Genomic DNA, 24,576 nt, shown 5'->3' with positions numbered 1-24,576 from the left:
GTGCTCTGATCCCCTGCGCTCTTCTCTCGCCGTCCGGCGCGAAGCCGGACGGCCTGCGTTGCTGTCTCAGGCGGCCAGGCCCAGTTCGGGCAGGGCGATGTCGTTCTGCACGTAGTCCGTGTAGAGCGCCGTGGTGTAGAGCAGCCGCATCTGCGCGCCGATCTCGCAGATCTTCAGGCAGCGCTGCTGCAGCTCCACCGTGTTGGCGTGCTCCAGCACGATCTGGTAGCCGCGCTCGCCGTGGATTTCGTCGGACACGATGTGCAGGTCGAAGAACTCCACTTCCTCGTCGGTAAAGCCGTATTTCTCGCGCAGCGTCGGCGTCTGCTTGCGGTAGATGGAGGGCACCTGCGATTCGAGGCCGACCACCAGCCCGGCCACCGCCACGATGGGGTCTTCGCGCATGGCCACGGCGTAGCACCAGCTTTGCAGCGCGCGGGTGGTGGGCGACATGTTGTCGGGGTCGACCACGCGCTCGCGGGTGGTGCCGCAGGCTTCGGCGAAACGGATCAGCAGGTCCGTGTGGCGGTCTCCGCCGATTTCCTCTTCATACATATTGGCCAGCAGGAAGTCCTTGGCCTCGGTGTACGAGTCCGGCGTGCGCGCGTACAGATAGCCCAGGTAGTCGGCGAACGGCCCCACGTAGTGGTAGTGGTTCTCGGCCCAGCGCTGCAGATGCTGGCGGCTGAGCTTGCCCTCGGCCCAGGCGATAGAAAACGGCGAGGCGTTGGCGCTCTTGCCCTTGATCGCGTTTTCCAACGCGGTGCGGAATTCATCTCGGTTCATCAGTTCAGCCATGGCGCGCTCCAAGGTCCAGTAGGGAGGATTCCAGGCCGGTCTGGCCTGGGCATGATGAACATTGTATACCGTCTACTATTTTGAGGGCCTAGGGCAATCCCGAGGTCTATCAGGGATAAACAGGGACAGTCTTATTTAAATCAAGCACTTGGACGCTTGGCGGGGCTGGCGCATTGGGGTCGATGCTGGTACACTGAATACACTTTCAATGCAATACGGAAATACCATGAACACCCGCCATCCTCTGGGAGACGCCCCCATCGGCCAGCAGCTGCTGAGCCACTACGCCCGCCGCGACGCCGTGCGCCATGCCACGCCCCTGTTGCCCTCGTCCTGGGCCGAATGCTTCGCGCCGTTTCGCAACGCCCGCCTGCAGCCGCTGCGCGAAACCGCAAGCCGGCGCGACGGTTCCGCCCGCGGCGACGCGACGGTCTGCCAGGCCGGCTGATCCGTCTTCCCGCAGCCCACGCACAGAGCCCCCTTGCCGGGGGCTTTTTGTTTGGCGGGCCGTCCGAGCGGAAATCCCGGATTTTGAAACGGGCGATGCAACAATTAACGCACTTGTCAGCCCGCCGGGCGTAGTCTCATCCCTGTACGCCGCCGCGCAGGGCGTCCAATAAGAAAGAGGAGACCAGAAGATGAGCACATTCGATCCGAATGCGCGCCGGCGCTTTCTGCGCCAGGCCTGTACTTTGGGCGCCAGCAGCACGCTGGCCGGCCATACGCTGACCAGCCTGGCGGCGCCCGCCACCGTCACGCTGCCCTTCGCCAACGGCGAGCGCGACTTGATCGCCTACCCGCAAAAGCGCCCCCTGATCCGCCAGACCTCGCGCCCGCCGCAACTGGAAACGCCGTTCTCCGTCTTCGACGAGAACCTCCTCACGCCCAACGATGCGTTCTTCGTGCGCTACCACCTGGGCAACATCCCGACCACGATCGACCTGAACACCTACCGCATCAAGGTCAGCGGGCTGGTGGACAAGCCGCTGGAGCTGTCGCTGTCCGACCTGAAGCAGAACTTCGGCAAGCCGGTGGAGCTGGTGGCCGTGACCCAGTGCTCGGGCAACAGCCGCGGCTTTTTCTCGCCGCGGGTCGGCGGCGGGCAGTCGGGCAACGGCGCCATGGGCAACGCCCGCTGGCTGGGCATCCCGCTCAAGCGCGTGCTCGAAAAAGCCGGCATCCGCGCCGAAGCGCGCCAGGTCACGTTCGAGGGCATGGACCGCCCGGTGCTGCCCGGCACGCCGGAATTCGTGAAGGCGCTGGACACCGCCCATGCGATGGACGGCGAGGTCATGCTGGCCTACTCCATGAACGGCGCCGACCTGCCCATGCTCAACGGCTACCCGGTGCGGCTGGTGGTGCCGGGGTATTACGGCACCTACTGGGTCAAGCACCTGGCCGACATCAAGGTGCTGGACAAAGAGTTCGACGGCTTCTGGATGCAGAAGGCCTACCGCATTCCCGACAACGATTGCGCCTGCACGCCGCCGGGCAAGGCGCCGGAGAAAACGCGTCCCATCGGCCGCTACAACGTGCGCAGCTTCATCACCAGCCTGTCCGAAGGCGCGCGCGTCACCCGCGGCAAGCGCGTGCAGGTGCGCGGCATCGCCTTCGACGGCGGCAAAGGCATCCGCGAGGTGCAGTTCTCGTCCGACGGCGGCAAGACCTGGCGCGCCGCCACGCTGGGCAAGGACCTGGGCCGCTATTCGTTCCGCGAATGGCATGCCGACTTCACGCCCGAGGCCGCCGGCGACTACGAGCTGAAGGTGCGCGCCACCAACATGGCCGGCGACACGCAGCCGCTGGAGGCGCTGTGGAACCCGGCCGGCTACATGCGCAACGTGGTCGAAACCGTACGCGTCACCGCCGCCTGAGGAGCCCGCCATGATCCGCCAATTCCGTCGTTGCGCGCCGGCGCTTGCGCTGGCCGCCGCCTGCCTGGCCCCTGCCGCCCAGGCCCTGGAAATCAAGCTGCCCCAGGAAACCGCCAAGCTGCATCCCGGCACCGGCGCCGGCGCCCAGGCCGCGTCGCTGTGCCTGATGTGCCATTCCGTGGACTACGTGTCCTCGCAGCCGCCCATGCCGCTGGGCTTCTGGGAGGCCGAGGTCAAGAAGATGGTGGGCACCTACGGCGCCCCGATACCGCCCGACCAGGTGCCGTTGATCGTGGAGTACCTGAATCAGGCTTATCCGCCCGCGGCGGCCAAACCTTGAGGGACGGGCGGGCCGGCCCACCTGCCATCCGCTTCGGCGTACCATTACCCGACCCGGACCGCTCGCCGGGGCGCCCTGAAGGCGCCCCGCCCCCATTCCCATGCTGCAACCCGTTTCAGCCACGAACGATCTGCCCGCTGACGCGCCGCCCGCGCCCGTACTGAAAGTCAGCACGCTTTCCCCCTTCGCCTTTCCGGCGTTCCGCATCATCTGGATCGCCAACCTCTTCGCCAACCTGGGCACCTGGGCGCAGTCCGTCGCCGCGGCCTGGATCATCACCACCGAGCAGAGCAGCCCGCTGATGGTGGCGATGATCCAGGTGGCCGCCGCCTTTCCGCTGGTGGCGCTGTCCATCGTGACCGGCGTGCTGGCCGACAACTACGACCGGCGCAAGGTCATGCTGGCCGGCATGCTGCTGGAGCTGGCCGGCGGCGTGTTCATCACCGTGCTGGCCTTCGCCGGGCTGCTGCATCCCATCACCCTGATCGCGTCGGTCTTCTGCATCGCCATCGGCAGCGCCATCATCACCCCGGCCTGGCAGGCCGCCGTGGGCGAACAGGTGCCGCGCGCCCACGTCGGCAGCGCCGTACTGCTCAACAGCGTCAACTTCAACGTGGCGCGCGCGGTCGGACCCGCCGTGGGCGGGCTGCTGCTGGGCGCGCTGGGCGCGCCCTGGGTGTTCCTGCTGAACTGCTTCTGTTTCGGCGGGCTGATCTGGGCGATCTGGCGCTGGAAGCGCGACCTGCCCGAACGCCGGCTGCCGCCCGAGGGCATCTTCGAAGGCGTGGTGGCGGCGCTGCGCTATACCCAGCACTCCACCGTGACCCGCGTGGTGATGCTGCGCTCGTTCGCGTTCGGCCTGTCGGCCAGCGCGCTGTGGGCGCTGCTGCCGCTGCTGGCGCACGAACACGAGGGCGGCAGCGCGCTGCTGTACGGCTACATGCTGGGCGCGCTGGGGCTGGGCGCCATTCTCGGCAGCGCCGTGGTGCGGCGCATCCAGGCGGCCTGGGGCGCCAGCGGCCTGGTCAGCGTCGCCGCCGGGCTGCTGGCCGCCTGCCTGCTGGCGCTGGGGCTGGCCGATACGCTGTGGATCGCGTTTCCGGCCCTGCTGCTGTCGGGCAGCTGCTGGATCGGCGTGCTGGCCACCTACAACACCACCGTGCAGATGCTGGTGCCCGACTGGGTCAAGGCGCGCGCGCTGGCGCTGTACCAGACGGCCATCTTCGGCGGGCTGGCCGCGGGGTCGTTCATGTGGGGCCACTTCGCCGAGACCATGGGCGTCTCGGGCGCGCTGGCGGCCGCCGGCATCATGCTGGGCATCACCGTGGCGCTGCTGTACCGGTCGCGCCTGCCCGAGCAGGTCGACGCCCAGACGCTGGTGCGCGCCGACAATACCGAGCCGGCGCTGGCCGCGGCCGGCTTCAACACCCAGCACGGCGCCGTGCTGGTCACGGTTGAATACCAGATCCCGCGCGAGCGGCTGTCGGAGCTCATCCAGGCCGCGCGCCCCTTGCGCCTCATGCGGCTGCGCAACGGCGCGCAGCAATGGCAGCTGTTTCGCGACCTGGAGCGCGACGGCGTCTGGCGCGAGGCGTTCCTGGTGGAAAGCTGGATGCAGTACCTGCGCATGACCGACCGCATGACGCTGGCCGACAAGATGGTGCTGGACAAGGTGCGCGCGCTGCACGCCGGCGACAAGCCGCCGGTGGTGTCGCGCAGCATCAGCTATCTGGCCATGAACGAGGCGCAGGGCTTCTCGCTGCGCCGCGACCCCGAATCCCTGTAGCCGGCACATGCTCACCTTCTCTCGCAACACCGTCTATCCCGCCGGCGTCGGCCTGCCGGCCTCGGAGCGCCTGGGCGCGCTGCTGGCCGTCATGCTGGCGCTGTGCATGACCAGCCTGGACACCGTCATCTCCAATACCGCGCTGCCCACCATCGCCCGCGACCTGGGCGCCAGCGACGCGGCCTCCATCTGGGTGGTCAGCGGCTATCAGCTGGCCATGGTGGCGGGCCTGCTGCCCGCCGCGGCGCTGGGCGAGATCCTGGGCCACCGCCGCGTCTTCATGGTGGGCCTGGCGGTCTACACGCTGACCGCGCTGACCAGCGGGCTGGCGCCGTCGCTGCCGGCCCTGGTGGCCTCGCGCGTGCTGCAGGGCCTGGGCGCGGCCGGCGTGATGAGCGTCAATGGCGCGCTGCTGCGCTTCATCTATCCCTCGCACCTGCTGGGCCGCGGCCTGGGCCTGAACGCCATGGTGGTGGGCCTGTCCTTCGCGGCCGGCCCCACGGTGGCCTCGGCCATCCTGCTGCTGGGCTCCTGGCACTGGCTGTTCCTGATCAGCGTGCCCGTCGGCATCCTGTGCACGGTGCTGGGCCTGCGCGGCCTGCCGGGCACCACCCGCGCGCGCCACGGCTTCGACGGCCTGGCCGCGCTCTTGTGCGCGCTGACGCTCGGCCTGTTCGTGCTGGGCGTCAATGAACTGGCGCAAGGCGCAGCGCCCGCGCGGGTGGCGCTGGAATGGGGCGTCTCGGCCGCCAGCCTGGCCCTGCTGATGTGGCGGCAGGCGGGCCACCCCGCTCCCATCCTGGCCGTGGACCTGCTGCGCCGGCCGCTGTTCGCGCTGTCGGCCGCCACCGCCGTCTGCGCCTTCGCGGCCCAGGCGCTGGCCTTCGTGTCCCTGCCCTTCCTGCTGCAGACCACGCTGGGCTACACCCAGGTGGAGACGGGTTTCCTGATCACGCCCTGGCCGGTGGTGGTGGCCCTGATGGCGCCCATCGCGGGGCGGCTGTCCGACCGCTATCCCGCCGGCGTGCTGGGCGGCGTGGGGCTGGCGCTGATGGCGCCGGGCCTGGCGCTGCTGGCCCTGATGCCGCCCGACCCGCCAGTGTGGGACATCGCCTGGCGCATGGCCTTGTGCGGCGCCGGATTCGGCTTCTTCCAGTCGCCCAACCTGCGCGCCATCATGATGTCGGCGCCGGCGTCGCGGGCCGGCGGCGCCAGCGGCATGATCGGCACCGTGCGCCTGCTGGGCCAGGCCTCGGGCGCGGCGCTGGTGGCGGCCTGTTTCAATATCTCGGGCGCGCGGGGCGCCGTCATCGCGCTCTGGCTGGGCGCCTTGTGCGCCGCGCTGGCCAGCATCGCCAGCTTCTCGCGGCTGCGGTTCAGCGCGCCGGACCTCGATGCCGAATCCGCGCCAAAACACGCTAACTCGCAATAATGTTTCGCGATCTTGCTGCTATTTGCGCATTAAATCGACACATACGTAAATTATGAAACAGCGCCTAAATATCTGATGACGCCTTGCCGTTGCCGGGTCAGCAGCCTCCTTGCCGTACCTGGGAACGACACATGAAAAGGTTTCTGAGAGATATCACGATCCGCCGCATGATCCTGAGCGCCCTGCTCGCGATCAGCGTCCTGCTCGCCGGCCTGTCGGCCATCAGCATCAACGGACTGCGCCACGCCGGACAGGCGCTGGGCGCCAGCAACGCGCTCCTGCAGGACGTCACGGCGCTGTCCCGCATCAACGACCGCATCGCGGCCGCGCGGCTGGGCCTGGCCCATCAGCTGCAGGACCTGGGCGAAGGCGGGTCCGCCCACGCCGACGAAGACGCGCGCCTGGTCGACGCCGCGCTCGGCGAAGCCGGCAGGCAGCAGGCGGCGTTCATGGATCAGGCCAGGACAGACACGCCCGCCGCCCTGCTGACCGCGCTGCAGGCCGGCTACGAAGCCGTGGTCGGCCGCGCCCTCGCCGCACAACGCCAGCAGCTGGCCGCCGGCGACGTCGCGCAGGCCCGCCGCCAGGCCGACGGCGACGTGGCCGCGGCCAGCCGGGCCTATGCCGAGAGCGTCGAAACCTATGGCGCCTACGCCAGGGAGCACGAGGCGCAACTGCTGCAGGAAGCCGCGGCCAGGCGCCAGATGGCCTATACCGGCATGGGCGCGGTGCTGGGCGTCTGTCTGCTGCTGCTCGTGCTCGGCGACCGTTATGTGGTGGCCTTCGTCAAGCGGCCGCTGGAAGACATCCGGGCGCACTTCCGCCGCATCGCCGACGGCGACCTGACCGCCCCCATACCGCTGTTCGGCGGCAATTGCGTGGGCCAGATCATTCCGTACATCCGCGACATGCAGGACAGCCTGGCGCGCACCGTGCGCGCGGTCCGCGACGGCGTGGTCGAAATCAATACGGGCTCCAGCGAAATCGCCGCCGGCAACCAGCACTTGTCCAGCCGCACCGAACAGCAGGCGGCCTCGCTGGAGCAGACCGCCGCCAGCATGGAGCAGCTGCTGTCCACCGTCACCAGCAACGCCGACAACGCGCAGCAGGCCAACCGCATGGCCGCCGAGGCCAGCGAGGTGGTCGGGCGCGGCGCGGACGCGGTGCGGCAGGCGGTGGCGACCATGCGCGAGATCTCCCAGGACGCCGGGCGCATCGAGGACATCGTCGGCGTCATCGACGGCATCGCGTTCCAGACCAACATCCTGGCGCTGAACGCGGCGGTGGAGGCGGCGCGCGCGGGCGCGGAGGGCAAGGGCTTCGCGGTGGTCGCGGCCGAAGTCCGCTCGCTGGCGCAGCGCAGCGCGGGCGCGGCCAAGGAAATCAAGCAGCTGCTCGACGCCTCCGGCGCCACGGTGCAGGCCGGCTCGGCCCAGGTGGAAACGGCGGGCCGCACGATGGAAGACATCCTGCGGACCATCGAACGCCTGACCGTGCTGGTCAGCGACATCGCCGGCGCCTCGCATGAACAGGCGGCCGGCATCGGCCAGGTGAACACCGCGCTGACGCAGATGGACCACGTGACGCAGCAGAACGCGGCGCTGGTCGAACAGGCGGCCGCCGCCGCAGCCTCGCTGGAGGCCCAGGCGCAACGCCTGCAAAGCGCGGTAAGCGCGTTCCGGCTGCCCGTGCAGGTCCCGGCCGCCGGCCAGGCCTACGCCGCGTTGGCGGCCTGAGCCACGTCCACCTCGCGGGCGTGGCGGACGATGCGCTTGGGCAGGTCGCCGCCGATCCAGTAGGCCAGCTCGGCCGGATGCGACACCTCCCAGGCGACGAAGTCCGCCATCTTGCCGGGCTGGAGCGCGCCATGCGTGTCCTGCAGGCCCAGCGCCCTGGCGGCGTGCACGGTGGCGCCGGCCAGCGCCTCCTCGGGCGTCAGACGGAACAGGGTGCAGGCCATGCTCAGCATCAGCCGCAGCGACAGCGCGGGCGAGGTGCCGGGGTTCAGGTCGCTGGAGATCGCGACGGGCACGCCGTGGCGGCGCAGCAGATCGACCGGCGGCGCCTGCGTTTCGCGCAGCGCATAGAACGCGCCGGGCAGCAGCACCGCCACGGTGCCGGCCTGCGCCATCGCCAGCACGTCGCTCTCGGTCAGGTATTCCAGATGGTCGGCCGACAACGCGCCATAGCGCGCCGCCAGCGCGGCGCCATGCAGCGACGACAGCTGCTCGGCATGCAGCTTGACCGGCAGGCCATGGTCGCGCGCGGCCCGGAACACCCGTTCGACCTGCGCCGGCGAAAAAGCCAGGTGCTCGCAGAACGCGTCCACCGCGTCGGCCAGCCCTTCGGCCGCCAGCGCCGGCAGCATGCGGCGCGACACCTCGTCGATGTAATCGTCGGCGCGCCCGGCGTATTCGGGCGGCAGCGCATGCGCGGCCAGCAGCGTGGCGCGCACGGTGAGCGGCAGGGCCTGCCCCAGGCGCCGCGCGACCCTGAGCATCTTACGCTCGTTGGGCAGGTCCAGCCCGTATCCCGATTTGATTTCCAGCGTGGTCACGCCGTCGCGCAGCAGCTGCAGCGCACGCCGGCGCGCGCCGGCATACAGTTCGTCCTCGCTGGCCGCGCGCGTGGCGCGCACGGTGCTGGCGATGCCGCCGCCCTGCGCGGCGATGCTGGCGTAGTCCACGCCCTGCAGGCGCTGCTCGAATTCGCGGCTGCGGTCGCCGCCGAACACCAGATGCGTATGGCAGTCGATCAGCCCGGGCGTGACCCAGGCGCCGCGCAGATCGTGGACCGCGGCGCCTTCGGCCGGCGGCAGCGCGGCCTCGGGGCCGATCCATTCGATGCGTTCGCCGCGGGTCACGATGGCGGCGCGCTCGATCGCGCAATAGCTGCCGTCCGCCATCGTCGCCGCGTGGCAGTTGCGCCAGACCTGTCTCATCGCGTCCTCCTCTTTCATGCCTGCGCGCATACGCTGGGCAGCAGCCCGGCCGGCATCAGCGCCGTCAGGCCGCGCGCCGCGATGAGTTCGCTGGCCGCGGCGATGTCGGGCGCGAAAAAGCGGTCGCGCTCGTAGTGGGCGACGCGCCCGCGCAGCAAGGCGCGGGCCTGCTCCAGCCGTGGCGACGTCTTCAGGCCCGCGCGGAAATCCAGGCCCTGGCAGGCGCCCAGCCATTCGATCGCCAGGATGTCGCGCACGTTTTCGGCCATGGGCCACAGGCGCTTGCCGGCGTTGGGCGCCATCGAGACATGGTCCTCCTGGTTGGCGGAGGTGGGCAGGCTATCGACGCTGGCCGGATGCGCCAATGCCTTGTTGTCGCTGGCCAGCGCGGCCGCCGTCACCTGGGCGATCATGAAGCCCGAATTGACGCCGCCGTTGCTCACCAGGAAAGGCGGCAGCTGCGACATGTGCATGTCCATCATCAGCGAAATGCGGCGCTCCGACAGCGCGCCGATCTCGGCCAGCGCCAGCGCCAGATTGTCGGCCGCCAGCGCCACCGGCTCGGCGTGAAAATTGCCGCCCGATATCACCTCGTCGTCTTGCGCGAACACCAGCGGGTTGTCCGACACCGCGTTGGCTTCGATCTCCAGCACCTGCGCCACCTGCCGTATCTGCGTCAGGCAGGCGCCCATGACCTGCGGCTGGCAGCGCAGCGAATAAGGGTCCTGCACCTTGCCGCAATTGGCGTGCGAATGGCCGACCTCGCTGTCCTCGGTCAGCAGCTCGCGGTAGACGGCGGCCACGTCGATCTGGCCGGGCTGGCCGCGCGCGTCGTGGATGCGGGCGTCGAACGGCGCGCGCGAGCCCAGCATGGCCTCCACGCTGAGGCTGCCGCAAACCAGCGCCGCGGCGAGCAGGTCTTCGGCCTCGAACAGGCCGCGCAAGGCGTACGCCGTCGACACCTGCGTGCCGTTGAGCAGCGCCAGCCCCTCCTTGGCCGCCAGCGTCAGGGGCTCCAGCCCGGCGCGGGCCAGGGCCTGGCGCGCCGGCAGCCACGCGCCGTCGCAACGCGCCTTGCTCTCGCCCAGCAGCAGCAGCGACATATGCGCCAGCGGCGCCAGGTCGCCCGAGGCGCCCACCGAGCCCTTGAGCGGAATATGCGGATAGACGCCGGCGTTGACCAGCGCGATCAGATGGTCGATCACCTTGCGCCGGATGCCGGAATAGCCCCGCGCCAGGCTGTTGATCTTCAGCACCATGATGAGCCGCACCATGGCGTCGTCCAGCGCCTCGCCCACGCCGGCCGCATGCGACAGCACCAGCGAACGCTGCAAGGCCTCCAGGTCGTGGGGCGCGATGCGGGTGCTGGCCAGCAGGCCGAAACCGGTGTTGATGCCGTAGGCCGTGCGCCCCTGCGCCACGATGCGCTCGACGCAGGCGACGCTGGCCTCGATGGGCGCGTCGGCCTCGGGATGCAGCGCCACGCGCACCGGCTCCTGGTAGACGCGCCGCAGATCCGCAAGCGTCAGGCAGCCGGGGGGGATTTGCAGGTCCATGCATGAACTCCTGGCGTCGTGGGGATGACTATGATTGTATATACAAGTTGGGTAGATGTCGTGGTGCGCTGCAAGATGGGTTACGCGCGCTGGATATTTGAGTTCTTGCTCAAGGACGCTCGCGCTGCACCCATCCTACGGCATTCGTCATGTCCCGTAGGATGGGTGCAGCGCGCCGCCATCATCACAAGAACGCGACTGTCGAACGCGCGTAACCCATCTGCCCCCAAACACTCAGGTCGTGAACTTCCCTTCCAGCCGATGGCGCGACCCCGGATGGATCAGCCGCGCCAGGGTCACGGGGCGCTCGCCCGACCAGGTGCGGCGGCGGATCAGCAGGCAGGGTTCGCCGCGCTCGATCTGCAGCAGCTGGCATTCGCGCGGCCGCGCCAGGATGGCCTCGACGATGTGCTCGCCTTCGGTCAGCGGCGCCACGCGGGTCAGGTATTCATAGGGCGTGCTCTGCGTGAAATCCTGCTGCAGGTAGCCGGGCGCGAGCTTGACGCTGACGTAGCGGTCCTCCAGCTGGATCGGCAGGTCGTCCTCGTAGTGCACGATGATGGAATGGAACACCGGCTGTCCCGGACGGATGTCCAGCGCCAGCGCCTGCTCGCCCTCGGCCGGCTCTTCGGCCAGGCGCAGCACCCGGCTGTGGTGCCGGTGGTTGCGGGCGGCGATCTCGTCGGCGATGTTGTTGACCGCGAACAGCGCCGAGCGCGCCTTCGGCTGGGCCACGAAAGTCCCCACGCCCTGCATGCGCACCAGCAGGCCTTCCGCGGTCAATTCGCGCAGCGCCCGGTTGATAGTCATGCGGCTGTAGCCCAGTTCGTCCACCAGCTCGGCCTCCGACGGCACGCGGTGATGGGCCGGCCATGCGCCGCTGCGGATCTGCTGCGCGATCATCTGCTTGACCTGGGCGTAGAGCGGCGCGGGCGGGGCGTCGGCCTGCGCCGGCAGGCTGGGGGGAAAGGAGGCCAAGAGTCGTCCTGTGCGGTTGTTCTGCGGATGGGAATAAAGTATAGACAGGTATAGATGAAATGCCGCTTGCCTGGACGCCGGCGCGCGCCTTGCGTATACTCCCCCCCTGTATTTATCGGAGCCCGCCGTGCCCCATTCCCCGGAAGAAAAGAAACGCGTCGTGACCCGCCTGCGCCGTATCCAGGGGCAGGCGCTGGCGCTCGAGCGCGCCGTCAACGAAGGCACGGAATGCGGCGCGCTGCTGCAGCAGCTGGCCGCCCTGCGCGGCGCCGCCACCGGCCTGATGGCCGAGGTGCTGGAGAGCCACCTCCGGGAAACCTTCCTGCAGTCCGCACAGGGCGGCCCGCGCCAGGCCCAGGCCGAACCCGAAGCGGAGATCGACCTGTTGATGCGGCTCGTCCGTTCGTATTTGAAATAACGCCGCCAGGCACTCGTGGAGCAAACTATGAAATCACGCGCAGCAGTCGCATTCGGACCCGGCAAGCCGCTGGAAATCGTTGAAATCGACGTCGCGCCCCCGCAGCGCGGCGAGGTGCTGGTGCAGATCACCCACACCGGCGTCTGCCATACCGACGCCTTCACGCTCAGCGGCGACGACCCCGAGGGCCTGTTTCCGGCGGTGCTGGGCCATGAAGGCGCCGGCGTCGTGGTCGAGGTGGGCGAAGGCGTCACGTCGCTCAAGCCCGGCGACCACGTCATCCCGCTCTACACGGCCGAATGCCGCGAGTGCAAGTTCTGCCTGTCGGGCAAGACCAATCTGTGCCAGAAGGTGCGCGCCACCCAGGGCAAGGGCGTGATGCCCGACGGCACCTCGCGCTTCAGCTACGAAGGCAAGCCGCTGTACCACTACATGGGCTGCTCGACCTTCAGCGAATACACCGTGGTCAACGAGATCTCGCTGGCCAAGATCAACCCGGCCGCCCCGCACGAAAAGGTGTGCCTGCTGGGCTGCGGCGTCACCACCGGCCTGGGCGCCGTGCACAACACCGCCAAGGTCAAGGAAGGCGACACCGTGGCCGTGTTCGGCCTGGGCGGCATCGGCCTGGCCGTGATCCAGGGCGCGGTGCAGGCCAAGGCCGGGCGCATCATCGCCGTCGACACCAATCCGAACAAGTTCATCCTGGCCAGCGCCATGGGCGCGACCGACTGCGTCAACCCCAAGGACCACGACAAGCCGATCCAGGACGTCATCGTCGAGATGACCGACGGCGGCGTGGACTTCTCGTTCGAGTGCATCGGCAACGTGCAGGTCATGCGCGCCGCGCTCGAATGCTGCCACAAGGGCTGGGGCGAGAGCATCATCATCGGCGTGGCCGGCGCGGGCCAGGAGATCAGCACCCGCCCGTTCCAGCTGGTGACCGGCCGCGTCTGGCGCGGCTCGGCCTTCGGCGGCGTCAAGGGCCGCACGCAGCTGCCCGGCATGGTGGAAGACGCCATGAGCGGCAAGATCGACCTGGACCCGTTCGTCACCCACACGCTGCCGCTGGAGCGCATCAACGAGGCCTTCGACCTGATGCATGAAGGCAAGTCGATCCGCACGGTGATCCACTACTGATCCGCGTCCTTCCGCCGAACCCGGCGGCACCACGGGCCCGGCGCGCATCGCGCCGGGCCCGTGGCGTTTCATGACAGGCCTGTCATTCATTCCGGCGTCATCTTGAGCCGCGACCATGCGCCCTCCGACAACGACAGAGGGATGCACTCGAATGAGCACATGGAAGAGGAACGCCGGAGCCGTCATGCTGAGCGCGCTGACGCTGCTGGCCGGCTGCGGCGGCGACGACGATGACACCTCCGCGCCCGAGCAGCCCGCGCCCGAGCAGCCCGCGCCGGAACAGCCCGCACCGGAACAGCCGGCCCCGGCCCGCCCGCTGGAACTGACCATCCTGCACATCAACGACCATCACTCCACGCTGGACGGCAGGAACAAGACGCTCAAGCTCAAGGCGGCCGACGGCGCGCCGGTGTCGGTAAGCGCCGAGGCCGGCGGCTTCGCCCGCGTCACCGGCGCCATGAACGCGCTGGCCGCGCAGTCGGCCAACGTGCTCAAGCTGCACGCCGGCGACGCCACCACCGGCACCCTCTACTTCAACCGCGCCGGCGAGCCGGGCGAGGCCGACGCCGCGCTGATGAACACGGTGTGCTTCGATGCGATGAGCCTGGGCAACCACGAATTCGACAAGGGCGACGCCGGCCTGAAGCGCTTCGTCGAGCTGCTGCACGCGGGCGCCTGCCAGACGCCGGTATTGAGCGCCAACGTCACCTTCGGCGCGGACTCGCCGCTCAATCCCTCGCGCGCGCCCGGCATGGTGCAGCCTTCGGCCGTGCTGCAGCGCGACGGCCAGCCCATCGGGCTGGTCGGCCTGACCATCGCCAACAAGACCCAGCAATCCTCCAGCCCCGATCCCGGCACGCTGTTTTCCGACGAGACCGCCGCCGCGCAGCGGCAGATCGACGCCTTGCGCGCGCAGGGCGTGAACAAGATCGTGGTGCTCAGCCATATCGGCTACGCCTATGACCGGCAGGTCATCGCCCGCCTGAGCGGCGTGGACGTGGTGGTGGGCGGCGACTCCCACACCCTGCTGGGCCCCGACGCCATGGCCGATTACGGCGTGGGCTCGCCCGCCGGCGCCTACCCCACCGTGCTGCAGGACCGCGACGGCAAGCGCGTGTGCCTGGTGCAGGCCTGGGAATACTCGCAGGTGGTCGGCGAACTGAAGGTGAGTTTCGACGCCGACGGCGACGTGACCGCCTGCGCCGGCACGCCGCACGTGCTGGTCGGCGGCGAGTTCAAGGTGGCGGGCGCGACGCCCGACGCCGCCGACGCGGCCGCCATCCAGGCGGACCTGCGGGCCAGCGGCTTCCTGCGCGTGCAGGAACCGGACGCGCAGGCCGCGGCCGTGCTGCAGCCCTTCAAGGCCAAGGTCGACGCCTTCAGCGCCAGCGTGGTCGCCACGGTGCCGCAGGAGCTGTGCTCGCGCCGCGTGCCGGGCGGCCCGGGCTCGCGCGACTACAGCCGTTCCAGCGCCGCCTGCAACGCGCTGGGCAACGTCAGCCTGCGCGGCGGCGACATCCAGCAGCTGGTGGCGCAGGCCTACCTGGAAGTGGCCAACGCCGATTACGGCGGCGCCGACATTACGCTGCAAAGCGGCGGCGGCGTGCGCGTGCCGCTGCTGGGCAGCGTGACCGCGGCCAACGTGATCGAGGTGGTGCCGTTCGGCAATATGCTGTGGCGCCTGGACGTCACCGGCGCCGAGGTCAAGAGCATGCTGGAAGACGGCATGCAGGCGGTGTTCGGTCCGGGCGGAACGACCGGCCCGTATCCGTACGCGGGCGGCCTGCGCTGGGACGTGAACGCGGCCCAGGCCCAGGGCAGCCGCGTGACCAACATCGAGGTGCTGGACCGGGCCAGCGGCAACTGGCTGCCGCTGGACGCCGGGCGCAGCTACAAGCTCTTCGTGCTGAGTTTCAACGCCACCGGCGGCGACGGCTACAAGACCCTGGCCGCCGTGCCCGCCGAGCGCCGCCAGGACATCGGCGTGCTCGACGCGGACGTGCTGCAGGCCTACATCGACCGCCAGGCCAAGGACCCCGTCAGCGGCCTGCCGGTGCTGAACCTGCTGCCGGCCGCGCTCTACAGCACCAAGACGTACAGCGAGTAGCGGTCCTCAGGACGGGCGCAGCCGGTAGGCCTGCTGCGTCCGTCCTTCGCGGTAGACGCTCTCGGTCTTGCCGACGAAGGCCGTCAGCGAAAACTCCTTCAAGGCGGTGCTGCGCGCCTCTTCGCCCATCCGGGCGAGCTGCTGCCGGTTCGCCAGGATCCTCGACAGGGCCTGGACCACGCTGGGCACGTCGGCCGGCGGCACCACCCAGCCGTCGCGGCCGTCGGTGACGTTCTCGGTCAGGCCGCCGACCTCGCTGACGATCACCGGCACGCCGGCGGCCATCATCTCGCGGCAGGCGAACGAAATCGTCTCCAGCCGCGACGACAGCACGAAGCCCACGTCCAGCGCCGACAGGAACGGGCGCACGTCGTCCAGCAGGCCGGTGAACACCACCTGCCCGGACATGCCCAGCTCTTCGACGCGCCGCATCTGCTCGGCTTCGGGCAGCTTGCCGGCGATCAGGATCGCCACCTGCTCGCGCTGCGCGGCCGGCAGCATGGAAACCGCGGTCACCATGTCCAGCCAGTTCTTGTAGGACGCGGTGCCGGCGTTGCTGCCTATCACCAGCCTGCCCTGCAGGCTGGCGGGCAGCAGGCTGTCGCGCGCCTGCGCCGCCTGGTTGCGCGTGGCGGGCCGGCACTTTTCGGTGTCGACGCCGTTGTGCACCACACGCAGGTCCTCGTTGCGGAACACCGACTGCTTCATGCGCCGAAACGTATGGCTGCACACGCAGATCACGCGGTTGGTGCCCCACTTGGCGCGGATGCGCGCGCCCAGGCTGTTGGCGCTGCGGTCGTTGTGCTGCGTATAGACGATGAAGGGGCGGCGCGCGCCCATGCCCACGGTCGCCAGCATGCACAGCCGGTGGTCCGCCGACCCGTTGACGTGCACCACGTCGTAGCGCTCGTCGCGCAGCAGCGCGCGCAGGCGGCGCAGCGCGCCGAGCAGCGCCAGCGGCCGGCCCTTGAAATCCAGCGCGATGGCGCGCACGCCGGGCAGCGCGCCGGCCTCGGCCAGCAGGCGGCTGCTGGCCGGCGCGGCCACGGCGACCTGGGACTTGTGGCACAGGATGCGCGCCAGCGACATCACGTAGGTCGTATGCCCGCCGCCGTCGCCCTGATGGAAGTTGGTGTAGAGAATCTTCATGGCTGCACGTCCATAAGGGGTTGCGTTTGCGCCGCCCGGGGCAGCAGGCAGCTCCAGTGGCGTTTCTCGAATATGTCCGCGCCCAGCCTGCTGGCGGGCGACAGGTTGTAGACCTTGATCCCGCGCGCGCCGAGCACGCCGGCGGCGCGCCGGAACGCGGGCTCGATGTGTCCGTCGAACTGGCGGTCCAGCGCGGTCGCCAGTTGCGTGGCGGCGCTTTCATAAAAGCGCGGGCCGGCCGCCGCCGTCAGGTCCAGTCCGTGCAGGTATATGGTTTTCGCGCCCAGCCACGCCAGCAGCTGCAGCCCGGTGTAGGCCACGGTGCCGCCGCCGAACAGGCCGCGCGGCGGGTCCAGGCTGAATCCGTGCGCGTGCACCGGATGGCGGGCGTCGAACAGCAGCAGGCCGGCATCGCCGGCCAGCCCGGCCTCCAGGTCCTCGGGACGCGCCCGCGGCTGCATGGCGCGCTGGTGCACTTCCTCGAAAAGCGCGATACGGCAGCGCACGGTCGCCGGGTCGAACAGCAGCGCGATCCAGCGGTAGACCTCGGGCGTGACGAACAGCGTCAGGTCCTGCGCCAGCACCTGCGCCACCAGTTCGCGGCGGCGCCGCACGAAGCCGGCGTCCAGCATCGCGTAATAATCGAAACGCAGTCCGGGCTGCCGCTGGCGCAGCGCGATCGAGCCGTTCACGCCCATGACCGCGCCCAGGCTGCAGCGCGCGTAATCGATGTCGGCCACCGAAGGACCGCTCAGAATCAGGTGCGCATCGCCGTCGATGGCGCGCGCCGCCTGCTCCAGCGGTATCGTGGCCGGGCCTCGCACGCCGCGCAGCCGGCAGCCGCTCAGCCTGCCGTCGGCCGCGCGCTGCACGGCCACGAAAGGCCATAGCGCGGCATTGTGCCGGCAGGCCCGGGGCTGCGTGCAGCGATACAGATAGCGCAAGCCCTTGGTGACCGGGCGCGAGCGCAAAAGGCGGGGAATGAACCCGGAACTACCCATGAAAAAATGTTGCGTGCATGCCGCAAGTAGCTTGACGAGTGGCGAATTCTACGCAGGCAAGGCCGCGCAAACGCGAAAGAAACCGGCGAGATGTAACGCTTTGGCGTGCCCCGGCGGACCCGTCCGCCCTGCGGGGCGCGCCGGCCCCACACCATCATTTACGTTTTGCCGCAAAGATTAGCGCCCGGCTGCCATCGCCCGGCTTCCGCTACGATGGAGAGGCCGGCGCCCCCCGGTCGCCGGCTGCGACACACCTACTGCAACTCTGGATAGGAAGAATTTCGATGTCTACGACCGCCACCCTGGCAGCCGCCGCGGCAACCGCCAACACGCCCCGCATGAGCGTTCCCGCGTTCCGCGCCCGCAAGGGCCAGGAGCCGCTGGTCATGCTGACGGCCTACACGGCGCGCATGGCCGAATTGCTGGACCCGCACTGCGACGCCCTGCTGGTGGGCGACAGCCTGGCGCAGACCATCTACGGGCTGCCATCCACCGTGCCGGTGACGCTGGACATGATGATCGCCCACGGCGCCGCCGTGGTGCGCGGCGCGCGGCGCGCGCTGGTCGTGGTGGACATGCCGTTCGGCAGCTATGAGGAAAGCCCCGAGCAGGCCTTCCGCTCGGCCGCCCGCGTCATGAAGGAAACCGGCGCGGCCGCGGTCAAGCTCGAAGGCGGATCGGGCATGGCGCCCACCGTCGCCTACCTGTCGGCCCGCGGCATCCCGGTCATGGGCCACGTGGGCCTGACCCCGCAGGCCGTGAACATCCTGGGCGGCTACGGCGCGCGCGGGCGCGGCGAGGCGGAATACGCCCGCATCGCCGCCGACGCCGCCGCGGTGGCCGAGGCCGGCGCCTTCGCGCTGGTGATCGAGGGCGTGGTCGAGCCCCTGGCCGCCTCCATCACCGACGCCGTGGCCTGCCCGACCATCGGCATCGGCGCCTCGCCGCGTTGCGACGGCCAGGTGCTGGTGGTGGACGACATGCTGGGCATGTTCGACCGCACGGCGCGCTTCGTGAAGCGCTACGACGACCTGTCCGGCCGCATCCAGCAGGCCGCGCAGGCCTACGCCGCCGAAGTCCGCTCGCGCAGCTTTCCCGAGGCCGCCCACCTGTACGGCGTTCCGGGCGCCGCCTGAGCGCAATCGTGGATAGAATCGCCTCCATGCCCTCCCACGCCGATTCCGCATGAGCATGCCCCAGAACGATCCTCCCCAGCTGCAGGACGCCATCGCCGACGCCATCAGCACGGCGACGCGCGGCGCCGGCCGCGTGAACATCCTGGTCGCCGGAAAGACCGGCGTGGGCAAGAGCACGCTCATCAACGCGGTGTTCCGCGGCGACCTGGCCCGGACCGGGGCGGGCAAGCCGGTCACCCAGACCACCCAGGAATTCACCCGGCCGGGCCATCCGCTCACCATCATCGACACCCGCGGCCTGGAGGTCGGCGACTACGAGCGCTCGCGCCGCGAGCTCGCCGACCTGATCCGCGAGCGCTCCGCCTCCACCGACCAGGACCGGCACCTGCACGTCGCCTGGCTCTGCATCCAGGACAGCAGCCACCGCGTGGAAGACGCCGAGATCGAACTGTGCGGCATGCTGGCCGACGCCGGCATCCCCGTGGTGGCGGTGCTGACCAAGGCGCGCAAGAACAGCGCCTTCGTCGACGAGGCGCGCAAGCTGCTGCCGCGCGCCAGCCAGGTGGTGGCGGTGCGCGCGCTGGCGGAATGGATAGACGAACTCGACGCCGAACTGCCGCCCATGGGCCTGGACCGGCTGATCGAGGTCACCGCGCAGCACATCCCCGAGGCGCAGCAGCGGGCCTACGCCAACGCCCTGTCCACGCGCAACAAACAGGCCCTGGAAGTAAAAAAAAAGGTTCATCGCAGAATAGCGTGGAGCGATTTGGCCAGATTTCGTACTCTTGAGGCCAGTTTCTGGTGTTCAGGAGGATCGGACGATGCTGGATCGCAAGCTGTTGGAGTCCCTGGGTGGCTGGGACGGCTATCGGGTGGATCGCGTGGTGTGGCCTGAAGGCGATGGGCGCACGGTGTCGCTGTATCTCAAGCCCACGGCCAAGGCCATGCATTGCGAGCAGTGCGGCGCGCGGTGTCGCCAGGTGCACGAGACGACGGTGCGACGCGTGCGCGACCTGCCCTTGTTCGAGTATCGGGTGGTGCTGCATGTGCCGCGACGGCGGCTTTGGTGTGAGCGGTGCGGCGGCCCGCGTCTGGAGCGGCTCGGCTGGCTGGGACGCTATCAGCGTGTCACGGATCGGCTGGCACAAGCCTGCAGCCAACTGCTGCAATCGAGCAACGTGCAGGCGGTGGCCAGGTTCTTTGATCTGGGCTGGCACACGGTCAAGACGGTGGATAAGGCGCGACTGCGTGCATCGATCCCGGAGCCGGACTGGTCGCGTATCGAATACCTGGCAATGGATGAGTTTGCCCTGCACAAGGGCCATCGGTATGCCACCGTCGTGGTCGACCCCACCAGCCGCCAGGTGCTGTGGCTTGGTCTGGGCCGCTCGCGCGAGACGGCACGGGCCTTCTTCGAGCAACTGCCCGAAGGTGCCGCCCAACGCATCAAGGCGGTGGCCATCGACATGACCACCGCCTACGAACTGGAGATCCGCGCGCACTGCCCGCAAGCCGAGATCGTCTACGACCTGTTCCATGTCGTGGCCAAGTACGGGCGTGAGGTCATCGATCGGGTGCGCGTTGATCAAGCCAATCGACTCCGGCAGGATCGCCCGGCGCGCAAAGTCATCAAGTCCAGCCGCTGGCTGCTGCTACGCAACCGAGACAACCTGGATCGCCAGCAGCGCGTGCGGCTCGATGAATTGCTGCACGCCAATCAGCCGTTACTCACCGTCTATGTCTTGCGTGATGAGCTCAAGCGGCTGTGGTTCTATCGCAAGCCCGCCTGGGCTCAACAGGCCTGGGAGCAGTGGTGTGAGCAGGCCGAGTGCAGCGGCATTGACGCGCTCAGTACCTTTGCTCAGCGTCTCAAAGCGTACCTGCACGGCATCCTGGCCAGATGCCGCCATCCCTTGAACACCAGCATCGTTGAGGGTATCAACAACACCATCAAGGTCATCAAGCGCCGCGCTTACGGCTACCGCGATCAGGAGTACTTCTTCCTGAAAATCCGCGCAGCCTTCCCCGGTAATACTCGATGAACCAAAAAAAAGCGGGCTGAGATAGAGGTCAACGTGGCTGCGGGCCTGGCCGCCTCGGCCGCCGCCGCCCCCATCCCGTTCTCGGACGCCTTTGCGCTGGTGCCGATCCAGGTCGGCATGATCGCCAAGATCGGCATCACCTTCGGCATGGAGCTGGATACCGCCGCCATCACCACCCTGGTGACCTCCACGCTGGGCGCCTCGGCGGCCACCCTGGTCGGACGCTCGGTCGTCTCGGGCTTGCTGAAATTCATCCCGGGCGCGGGCAGCGCCGCCGGCGGCACCATCGCCGCCACCACCGCAGGCGCCATCACCAAGCTGCTGGGCAATGCCTACGTGGCGGTGCTGTACGACTTCTGCCAGAAGAACCCGGGCAAGGACATCGACATCCCCATGATCGCGGCGGCCCTGAAACAGCGCGTCAGGCTCTGAACCGCCCGCGGCGGATCTATACTTTTTTCATCGTCCCGGCCTCTGCGGCGCGCCACCGGCGGGGACGTCCCGCCCCGCGCGCCGGACACCCCATTGCGCAGGCCTGGCGACCTGCGCGCAGGGAGACTTTCATGACACGCAAATACATCGATTGCCGCGAGTATCCCAGCGAAATGAACTGCTCGGTGGCCCTGGCGGCGGATTCCGAAAGCGAACTGCTGGAAGCGGCCGTGCAGCACGCGGTCGCGGTGCACAAGCATGAGGACTCGCCGGCGCTGCGCACGCAGCTGAAGTCGCTGTTCCATGACGGCACGCCGCCGGCCGAAATGCCGCCGCGCGCCTGACCCTGCCGGCGCAGGCGCGCGGCCGCTCACCAGGCCAGCGCCTGCGCCACCTGTTCGATGCGCGCGTCGGCGGCGGCGTCCGCCGTCAGCGGCGCGCGCAGGATCGAGCGGCTGTCGCCGCGGTCCACGATCCAGAAAGCCATGCGCACCGGTGCGGGCGCATCAGCCCCGACGTCCAGCCGCAGCGTCCTGCCCGCATCCCGCAACGGCGCCACTTCGAAAATCCATTGCCTGCCGCGCAGTTCCCCTTGCGCGCCTTGCCGCGCGCGCGGCGTGAAGGCGGCCGCCTGCATGGCGCCCGCGTCCAGCCCGAGCTTGTCGCGCATGAAGGCGCGCATCGAGCCTTCCAGCGCCCGGTCGTCGGCGCCGGCGCGCTGCTCCACCGACAGCCCCAGTTGCGCGCCCGTGCGCAGGTCCTCGTACTGGAAGCGCTTGGGACCGATCGGCTTGAGGCGGAAGTCGCCCGCGCGCAGCGGCAAGGCCTGGCCGCTTAGCGCGCTCTTGAGTTCGACACCCGCCGCGTCCGGCCGCCAGGCCTGGTCGCGGTCGCCCACCCATTCGATGAACTGGCGGTTCAGCGCGGCCGCCTCGTTCTTGCGGCCCTGGCGGTGCGCGATGTCGGCGGCGTGGTCCAGCGCGGTCTGGTACAGGGTTTCGTCGTGGTAGGCCTTGCCCGCGTATGCCCAGGCCGCCAGCGCCGTCTCGTACTGGCGGCGGGCCTGGTCCATCTCGCCGCGCCGGTAGGCCGCGGTGGCCATCACGGTATCGAGCCGCGCGATTTCCAGCGGAAACACCGCGTCCGGCAACGCCGCCCGCGCCAGCGCGTCGGCCGCGGGCCAGTCCTGCGCCATCACCCACGCGGCCTCGATGGCCCGGGCCTGCTCGGCCATGGTCTGTTCGCGGAACAGCCGGCGTTCGCCCTCCCACGCGATGGCGCCCAGCAGCGACTGCAGATGCCGGCCAGCTCCGTCCTGAGCCGTTTCCGGATACGAGGCCTGCACCTGCAAGCGCCAGTCGCCGCGCACCGCCGCCCATTGCGCCTCGATCACGCCGCGTCCGTGCTCCTCGGAACGCTGCACCTCCTTGGCCTGCGCCACATTCTCGAAGGGCAGGTCCGGCAGCGCCGCCGGGGACATCGCGCTCGGTCCGCCCAGCAGTTCCTGCGCCTGCCGCGCCGCGCCGTCCTGTCCGCGCAGCGCTTCCATGTAGCCGATGCGCAGCTGCACCACCATGCGCCCCTGCCCGTCCAGCCTGCGGATGTACTCCAGCCGCGCGGAGTCCTCGCGCGCATCGGCGGGTTCGAACCTGAGCAGCGTCCAGCCGTCCTGCGCAAGCGGCAGCGACAGCCCGGCCGGGACGTAGCGCAGGCGCTGGCCGGATTCCAGGGTCCATAGCGGCGGATACGGCCGGGCCTGCCCGACCAGCCGGGCCTGCAGCCGGGCGACCTCGGCCGTCTCTGCCGCCGCCGTGCCGGCCTCTATCGCGCGCGACAGCATGATGGCCATGCCGTCCTCGTCGCCCAGGCGCTCGAAATCCCCCACCTGGGTTTCGGCCACGCGGCGGGCTTCGGCATGGCGGCCCTGCTTCTGCAACAGATCGATCAGCAGCACCGCGGCGTCGTAGATCTCGTAGCGGTTGCCGTTCGCGCTCGCCGCCGCCAGCGCCTGGCGCGCCGAGCCGGTGGCGTCGTCCCACGAGGCGGCGCGGATCTGCCGGCGGGCGTCGTCCATATGCCGCATGAAGGGCGACTGGCCGGCGGCCGGGTCCTGCGCGCCGGCCGGCGCCGCCGCCAGCGCCGCGGCCATCAGGACCAGGCCGGCGCGCAGCCGGCGGTAAGCGGATCTCATCTGGCCTCTGCCTTTGCGAAAAGAAAGGGGGCCAGTATACGTTTCCCCGCCCCCTATAAAACTTTGCAGGCCTGCCATGTCGCGGCGTTATGCGCTGCATCCGTCCGGCAGGGCAAATCCCCCGTGAAATCAGCGCCTTGCGGGCGCGACGGGGCCGCAGGCCGCAGGGCGGTATCGGCCGGCGCGCCGGTTCCGGTTTCTCGCCGCCGCATGCATGCTTGCGTCTTTGCATGCCCGTCCGGGCCGACCAGGAGACAAATACCGTGAGCCGAACCGCCCCCGCCCGCAAAATGGGCCTGGCCGTCGCCCAGATGGGCGCCGTCAATCTTGCAGATACCCGCGCGGCGGTCGTGCGCCGCCTGGTCGAGATGCTGCGCGAGGCCGCCGCCCGCCAGGCGGAGTTCGTGGTGTTCCCCGAACTCGCGCTGACGACGTTCTTTCCGCGCTACTGGATGGACGAGGCCGAGGCCGTGGCGCGCTTTTTCGAGAAAAGCATGCCCAACGCCGACGTCCAGCCGCTGTTCGACGCGGCGCGCGAGCTCGGCGTCGGTTTCTACCTGGGCTACGCCGAACTGACGCCCGAGGGCCGCCGCTACAACACCGCCATTCTGGTGGACCGCGGCGCGAACATCGTCGGCAAGTACCGCAAGATCCACCTGCCCGGCCACGCCGACCACAAGACCGAAGCGCCCTTCCAGCACCTGGAGAAGAAATTCTTCGAAGTGGGCGACCTGGGCTTCGGCGTCTGGAACACGGAAGGCGTCAACATCGGCATGTGCCTGTGCAACGACCGCCGCTGGCCCGAGACCTACCGCGTCATGTCGCTGCAAAGCGCCGAACTCATCGTGCTGGGCTACAACACGCCCTCGCTCAACATTCATTGGAACGAGCCGGCCCACCTGCGCACCACCACGCACGAGATCGTGCTGCAGGCCAGCGCCTACCAGAACGCCGTGTGGATAGGCGCGGCCGCCAAGTGCGGCCACGAGGACGGCCACCACATGATAGGCAGCTCCATGATCGTCGCGCCCTCGGGCGAGATCGTGGCGCGCGCCAGCGGCGAGGAAGACGAAGTGATCGTCGCGCGCATCGACCTGGACATGGGCCGCATGTTCCGCGAACACGTCTTCAATTTCGCCAGGCACCGCAGCCCGCAGCACTACCGCCTGATCGTCGAGCGCACCGGCGCCGGCGATCCGCTGCCCACGCCGCCAGTGCAGGGGTAGCGGCCGGCCGGGCTGCTAGACTGGCCGTAGTC

Annotated in this window: 22 protein-coding genes; 15 read left to right on the top strand and 7 right to left on the bottom strand. The window is 69.4% G+C overall.

All coding sequences use genetic code 11. The annotated features are described in order from the left end of the window. Positions 1 to 66: 66 nt before the first annotated feature. Positions 67 to 798, bottom strand: coding sequence for a TenA family transcriptional regulator (locus tag C1I89_RS12790; RefSeq protein ID WP_102773160.1), 732 nt, complete (start codon positions 796 to 798; stop codon positions 67 to 69). 226 nt (positions 799 to 1,024) lie between these two features. Between C1I89_RS12790 and C1I89_RS12785 the strand changes: the two genes are divergently transcribed. From C1I89_RS12785 to C1I89_RS12760, 6 genes are all read left to right on the top strand, one after another. Continuing rightward, a complete protein-coding gene (locus C1I89_RS12785; RefSeq protein ID WP_102773159.1) occupies positions 1,025 to 1,246 on the top strand; it encodes a hypothetical protein in 222 nt (73 codons plus the stop codon). A 190-nt stretch (positions 1,247 to 1,436) separates the two neighbouring features. Further along, positions 1,437 to 2,672 carry a SorA family sulfite dehydrogenase catalytic subunit gene (gene sorA, locus C1I89_RS12780; RefSeq protein WP_102773158.1) on the top strand — a complete coding sequence of 412 codons (1,236 nt, stop codon included), beginning with the start codon at positions 1,437 to 1,439 and terminating at the stop codon, positions 2,670 to 2,672. A gap of 10 nt (positions 2,673 to 2,682) precedes the next feature. Beyond that, complete coding sequence (gene sorB / locus C1I89_RS12775) at positions 2,683 to 3,012, top strand: SorB family sulfite dehydrogenase c-type cytochrome subunit (protein WP_102773157.1); 330 nt, start codon at positions 2,683 to 2,685, stop codon at positions 3,010 to 3,012. A gap of 100 nt (positions 3,013 to 3,112) precedes the next feature. Next, positions 3,113 to 4,798, top strand: coding sequence for an MFS transporter (locus C1I89_RS12770; RefSeq protein WP_102773156.1), 1,686 nt, complete (start codon positions 3,113 to 3,115; stop codon positions 4,796 to 4,798). Positions 4,799 to 4,805: 7 nt separating this feature from the next. Further along, positions 4,806 to 6,230: an MFS transporter gene (locus C1I89_RS12765; protein ID WP_102773155.1), complete on the top strand. Its 1,425-nt coding sequence runs from the start codon at positions 4,806 to 4,808 to the stop codon at positions 6,228 to 6,230. Between the two features lie 131 nt (positions 6,231 to 6,361). Then, positions 6,362 to 7,966, top strand: coding sequence for a methyl-accepting chemotaxis protein (locus C1I89_RS12760; RefSeq protein ID WP_102773154.1), 1,605 nt, complete (start codon positions 6,362 to 6,364; stop codon positions 7,964 to 7,966). Here C1I89_RS12760 and hutI read toward each other — a convergent pair. The 3 genes from hutI to hutC form a co-directional block, all read right to left on the bottom strand. Then, entirely contained in the window at positions 7,945 to 9,171 is a 1,227-nt protein-coding gene (hutI, locus tag C1I89_RS12755) for an imidazolonepropionase (RefSeq protein ID WP_102773153.1), read from the bottom strand. The genes C1I89_RS12760 and hutI overlap by 22 nt on opposite strands. 14 nt (positions 9,172 to 9,185) lie before the next feature. Continuing rightward, positions 9,186 to 10,727 (bottom strand): histidine ammonia-lyase, encoded by a 1,542-nt coding sequence (gene hutH / locus C1I89_RS12750; RefSeq protein WP_102773152.1) that lies wholly within the window; start codon positions 10,725 to 10,727, stop codon positions 9,186 to 9,188. A gap of 234 nt (positions 10,728 to 10,961) precedes the next feature. Next, on the bottom strand, positions 10,962 to 11,705 hold the full coding sequence (gene hutC / locus C1I89_RS12745; RefSeq protein WP_258231408.1) for a histidine utilization repressor: 744 nt from the start codon (positions 11,703 to 11,705) through the stop codon (positions 10,962 to 10,964). 127 nt (positions 11,706 to 11,832) lie between these two features. Between hutC and C1I89_RS12740 the strand changes: the two genes are divergently transcribed. From C1I89_RS12740 to C1I89_RS12730, 3 genes are all read left to right on the top strand, one after another. Continuing rightward, positions 11,833 to 12,123: a metal/formaldehyde-sensitive transcriptional repressor gene (locus C1I89_RS12740; protein WP_102773151.1), complete on the top strand. Its 291-nt coding sequence runs from the start codon at positions 11,833 to 11,835 to the stop codon at positions 12,121 to 12,123. Between the two features lie 27 nt (positions 12,124 to 12,150). Continuing rightward, entirely contained in the window at positions 12,151 to 13,260 is a 1,110-nt protein-coding gene (locus C1I89_RS12735; RefSeq protein ID WP_102773150.1) for an S-(hydroxymethyl)glutathione dehydrogenase/class III alcohol dehydrogenase, read from the top strand. Positions 13,261 to 13,411: 151 nt separating this feature from the next. Then, entirely contained in the window at positions 13,412 to 15,367 is a 1,956-nt protein-coding gene (locus C1I89_RS12730; protein WP_102773149.1) for a bifunctional metallophosphatase/5'-nucleotidase, read from the top strand. Positions 15,368 to 15,373: 6 nt separating this feature from the next. Here C1I89_RS12730 and C1I89_RS12725 read toward each other — a convergent pair whose 3' ends face one another. Next, positions 15,374 to 16,516, bottom strand: a complete 1,143-nt coding sequence (locus tag C1I89_RS12725; RefSeq protein ID WP_102773148.1) for a glycosyltransferase — start codon at positions 16,514 to 16,516, stop codon at positions 15,374 to 15,376. Beyond that, positions 16,513 to 17,517 carry a hypothetical protein gene (locus C1I89_RS12720; RefSeq protein WP_102773147.1) on the bottom strand — a complete coding sequence of 335 codons (1,005 nt, stop codon included), beginning with the start codon at positions 17,515 to 17,517 and terminating at the stop codon, positions 16,513 to 16,515. Before C1I89_RS12720 ends, C1I89_RS12725 begins: the two co-directional genes overlap by 4 nt. Before the next feature lie 284 nt (positions 17,518 to 17,801). Between C1I89_RS12720 and panB the strand changes: the two genes are divergently transcribed. The 5 genes from panB (at position 17,802) to C1I89_RS12695 (ending at position 21,471) form a co-directional block, all read left to right on the top strand. Further along, positions 17,802 to 18,653: a 3-methyl-2-oxobutanoate hydroxymethyltransferase gene (panB, locus tag C1I89_RS12715; protein ID WP_102773146.1), complete on the top strand. Its 852-nt coding sequence runs from the start codon at positions 17,802 to 17,804 to the stop codon at positions 18,651 to 18,653. 49 nt (positions 18,654 to 18,702) lie between these two features. Then, positions 18,703 to 19,548, top strand: coding sequence for a GTPase family protein (locus tag C1I89_RS12710; RefSeq protein WP_258231407.1), 846 nt, complete (start codon positions 18,703 to 18,705; stop codon positions 19,546 to 19,548). Beyond that, complete coding sequence (locus C1I89_RS12705) at positions 19,475 to 20,695, top strand: ISL3 family transposase (RefSeq protein ID WP_102770835.1); 1,221 nt, start codon at positions 19,475 to 19,477, stop codon at positions 20,693 to 20,695. Before C1I89_RS12710 ends, C1I89_RS12705 begins: the two co-directional genes overlap by 74 nt. A 33-nt stretch (positions 20,696 to 20,728) precedes the next feature. Further along, a complete protein-coding gene (locus C1I89_RS12700; protein ID WP_258231406.1) occupies positions 20,729 to 21,127 on the top strand; it encodes a DUF697 domain-containing protein in 399 nt (132 codons plus the stop codon). Between the two features lie 131 nt (positions 21,128 to 21,258). After that, entirely contained in the window at positions 21,259 to 21,471 is a 213-nt protein-coding gene (locus C1I89_RS12695) for a DUF1059 domain-containing protein (RefSeq protein WP_102773145.1), read from the top strand. Positions 21,472 to 21,497: 26 nt separating this feature from the next. Here the strand turns inward: C1I89_RS12695 and C1I89_RS12690 are convergent, their stop codons facing one another. Continuing rightward, on the bottom strand, positions 21,498 to 23,318 hold the full coding sequence (locus C1I89_RS12690; RefSeq protein WP_102773144.1) for a tetratricopeptide repeat protein: 1,821 nt from the start codon (positions 23,316 to 23,318) through the stop codon (positions 21,498 to 21,500). Between the two features lie 290 nt (positions 23,319 to 23,608). On the opposite strand from C1I89_RS12690, the gene C1I89_RS12685 reads away from it, so the two are divergent. After that, complete coding sequence (locus tag C1I89_RS12685) at positions 23,609 to 24,544, top strand: N-carbamoyl-D-amino-acid hydrolase (RefSeq protein ID WP_102773143.1); 936 nt, start codon at positions 23,609 to 23,611, stop codon at positions 24,542 to 24,544. Positions 24,545 to 24,576 lie beyond the last annotated feature (32 nt).

The organism is Achromobacter pulmonis (assembly GCF_002885955.2).
GTDB lineage: Bacteria > Pseudomonadota > Gammaproteobacteria > Burkholderiales > Burkholderiaceae_B > Achromobacter > Achromobacter pulmonis_A.
The sequence above is the reverse complement of the archived record's forward strand: the minus strand, read 5'-3'. Positions and strand labels throughout refer to the sequence as shown.

What these genes read in the sequence shown, in the direction of transcription:
- C1I89_RS12725 (WP_102773148.1), bottom strand. Translation starts at nt 16,516, where the DNA reads ATGAAGATTCTCTACACCAACTTCCATCAGGGCGACGGCGGCGGGCAT.
- sorA (WP_102773158.1), top strand. Translation starts at nt 1,437, where the DNA reads ATGAGCACATTCGATCCGAATGCGCGCCGGCGCTTTCTGCGCCAGGCC.
- C1I89_RS12760 (WP_102773154.1), top strand. Translation starts at nt 6,362, where the DNA reads ATGAAAAGGTTTCTGAGAGATATCACGATCCGCCGCATGATCCTGAGC.
- C1I89_RS12695 (WP_102773145.1), top strand. Translation starts at nt 21,259, where the DNA reads ATGACACGCAAATACATCGATTGCCGCGAGTATCCCAGCGAAATGAAC.
- sorB (WP_102773157.1), top strand. Translation starts at nt 2,683, where the DNA reads ATGATCCGCCAATTCCGTCGTTGCGCGCCGGCGCTTGCGCTGGCCGCC.
- C1I89_RS12720 (WP_102773147.1), bottom strand. Translation starts at nt 17,517, where the DNA reads ATGGGTAGTTCCGGGTTCATTCCCCGCCTTTTGCGCTCGCGCCCGGTC.
- C1I89_RS12790 (WP_102773160.1), bottom strand. Translation starts at nt 798, where the DNA reads ATGGCTGAACTGATGAACCGAGATGAATTCCGCACCGCGTTGGAAAAC.
- hutH (WP_102773152.1), bottom strand. Translation starts at nt 10,727, where the DNA reads ATGGACCTGCAAATCCCCCCCGGCTGCCTGACGCTTGCGGATCTGCGG.
- C1I89_RS12765 (WP_102773155.1), top strand. Translation starts at nt 4,806, where the DNA reads ATGCTCACCTTCTCTCGCAACACCGTCTATCCCGCCGGCGTCGGCCTG.
- C1I89_RS12690 (WP_102773144.1), bottom strand. Translation starts at nt 23,318, where the DNA reads ATGAGATCCGCTTACCGCCGGCTGCGCGCCGGCCTGGTCCTGATGGCC.
- C1I89_RS12685 (WP_102773143.1), top strand. Translation starts at nt 23,609, where the DNA reads ATGGGCCTGGCCGTCGCCCAGATGGGCGCCGTCAATCTTGCAGATACC.
- C1I89_RS12770 (WP_102773156.1), top strand. Translation starts at nt 3,113, where the DNA reads ATGCTGCAACCCGTTTCAGCCACGAACGATCTGCCCGCTGACGCGCCG.
- panB (WP_102773146.1), top strand. Translation starts at nt 17,802, where the DNA reads ATGTCTACGACCGCCACCCTGGCAGCCGCCGCGGCAACCGCCAACACG.
- hutI (WP_102773153.1), bottom strand. Translation starts at nt 9,171, where the DNA reads ATGAGACAGGTCTGGCGCAACTGCCACGCGGCGACGATGGCGGACGGC.
- C1I89_RS12730 (WP_102773149.1), top strand. Translation starts at nt 13,412, where the DNA reads ATGAGCACATGGAAGAGGAACGCCGGAGCCGTCATGCTGAGCGCGCTG.
- C1I89_RS12785 (WP_102773159.1), top strand. Translation starts at nt 1,025, where the DNA reads ATGAACACCCGCCATCCTCTGGGAGACGCCCCCATCGGCCAGCAGCTG.
- C1I89_RS12705 (WP_102770835.1), top strand. Translation starts at nt 19,475, where the DNA reads ATGCTGGATCGCAAGCTGTTGGAGTCCCTGGGTGGCTGGGACGGCTAT.
- C1I89_RS12710 (WP_258231407.1), top strand. Translation starts at nt 18,703, where the DNA reads ATGAGCATGCCCCAGAACGATCCTCCCCAGCTGCAGGACGCCATCGCC.
- C1I89_RS12735 (WP_102773150.1), top strand. Translation starts at nt 12,151, where the DNA reads ATGAAATCACGCGCAGCAGTCGCATTCGGACCCGGCAAGCCGCTGGAA.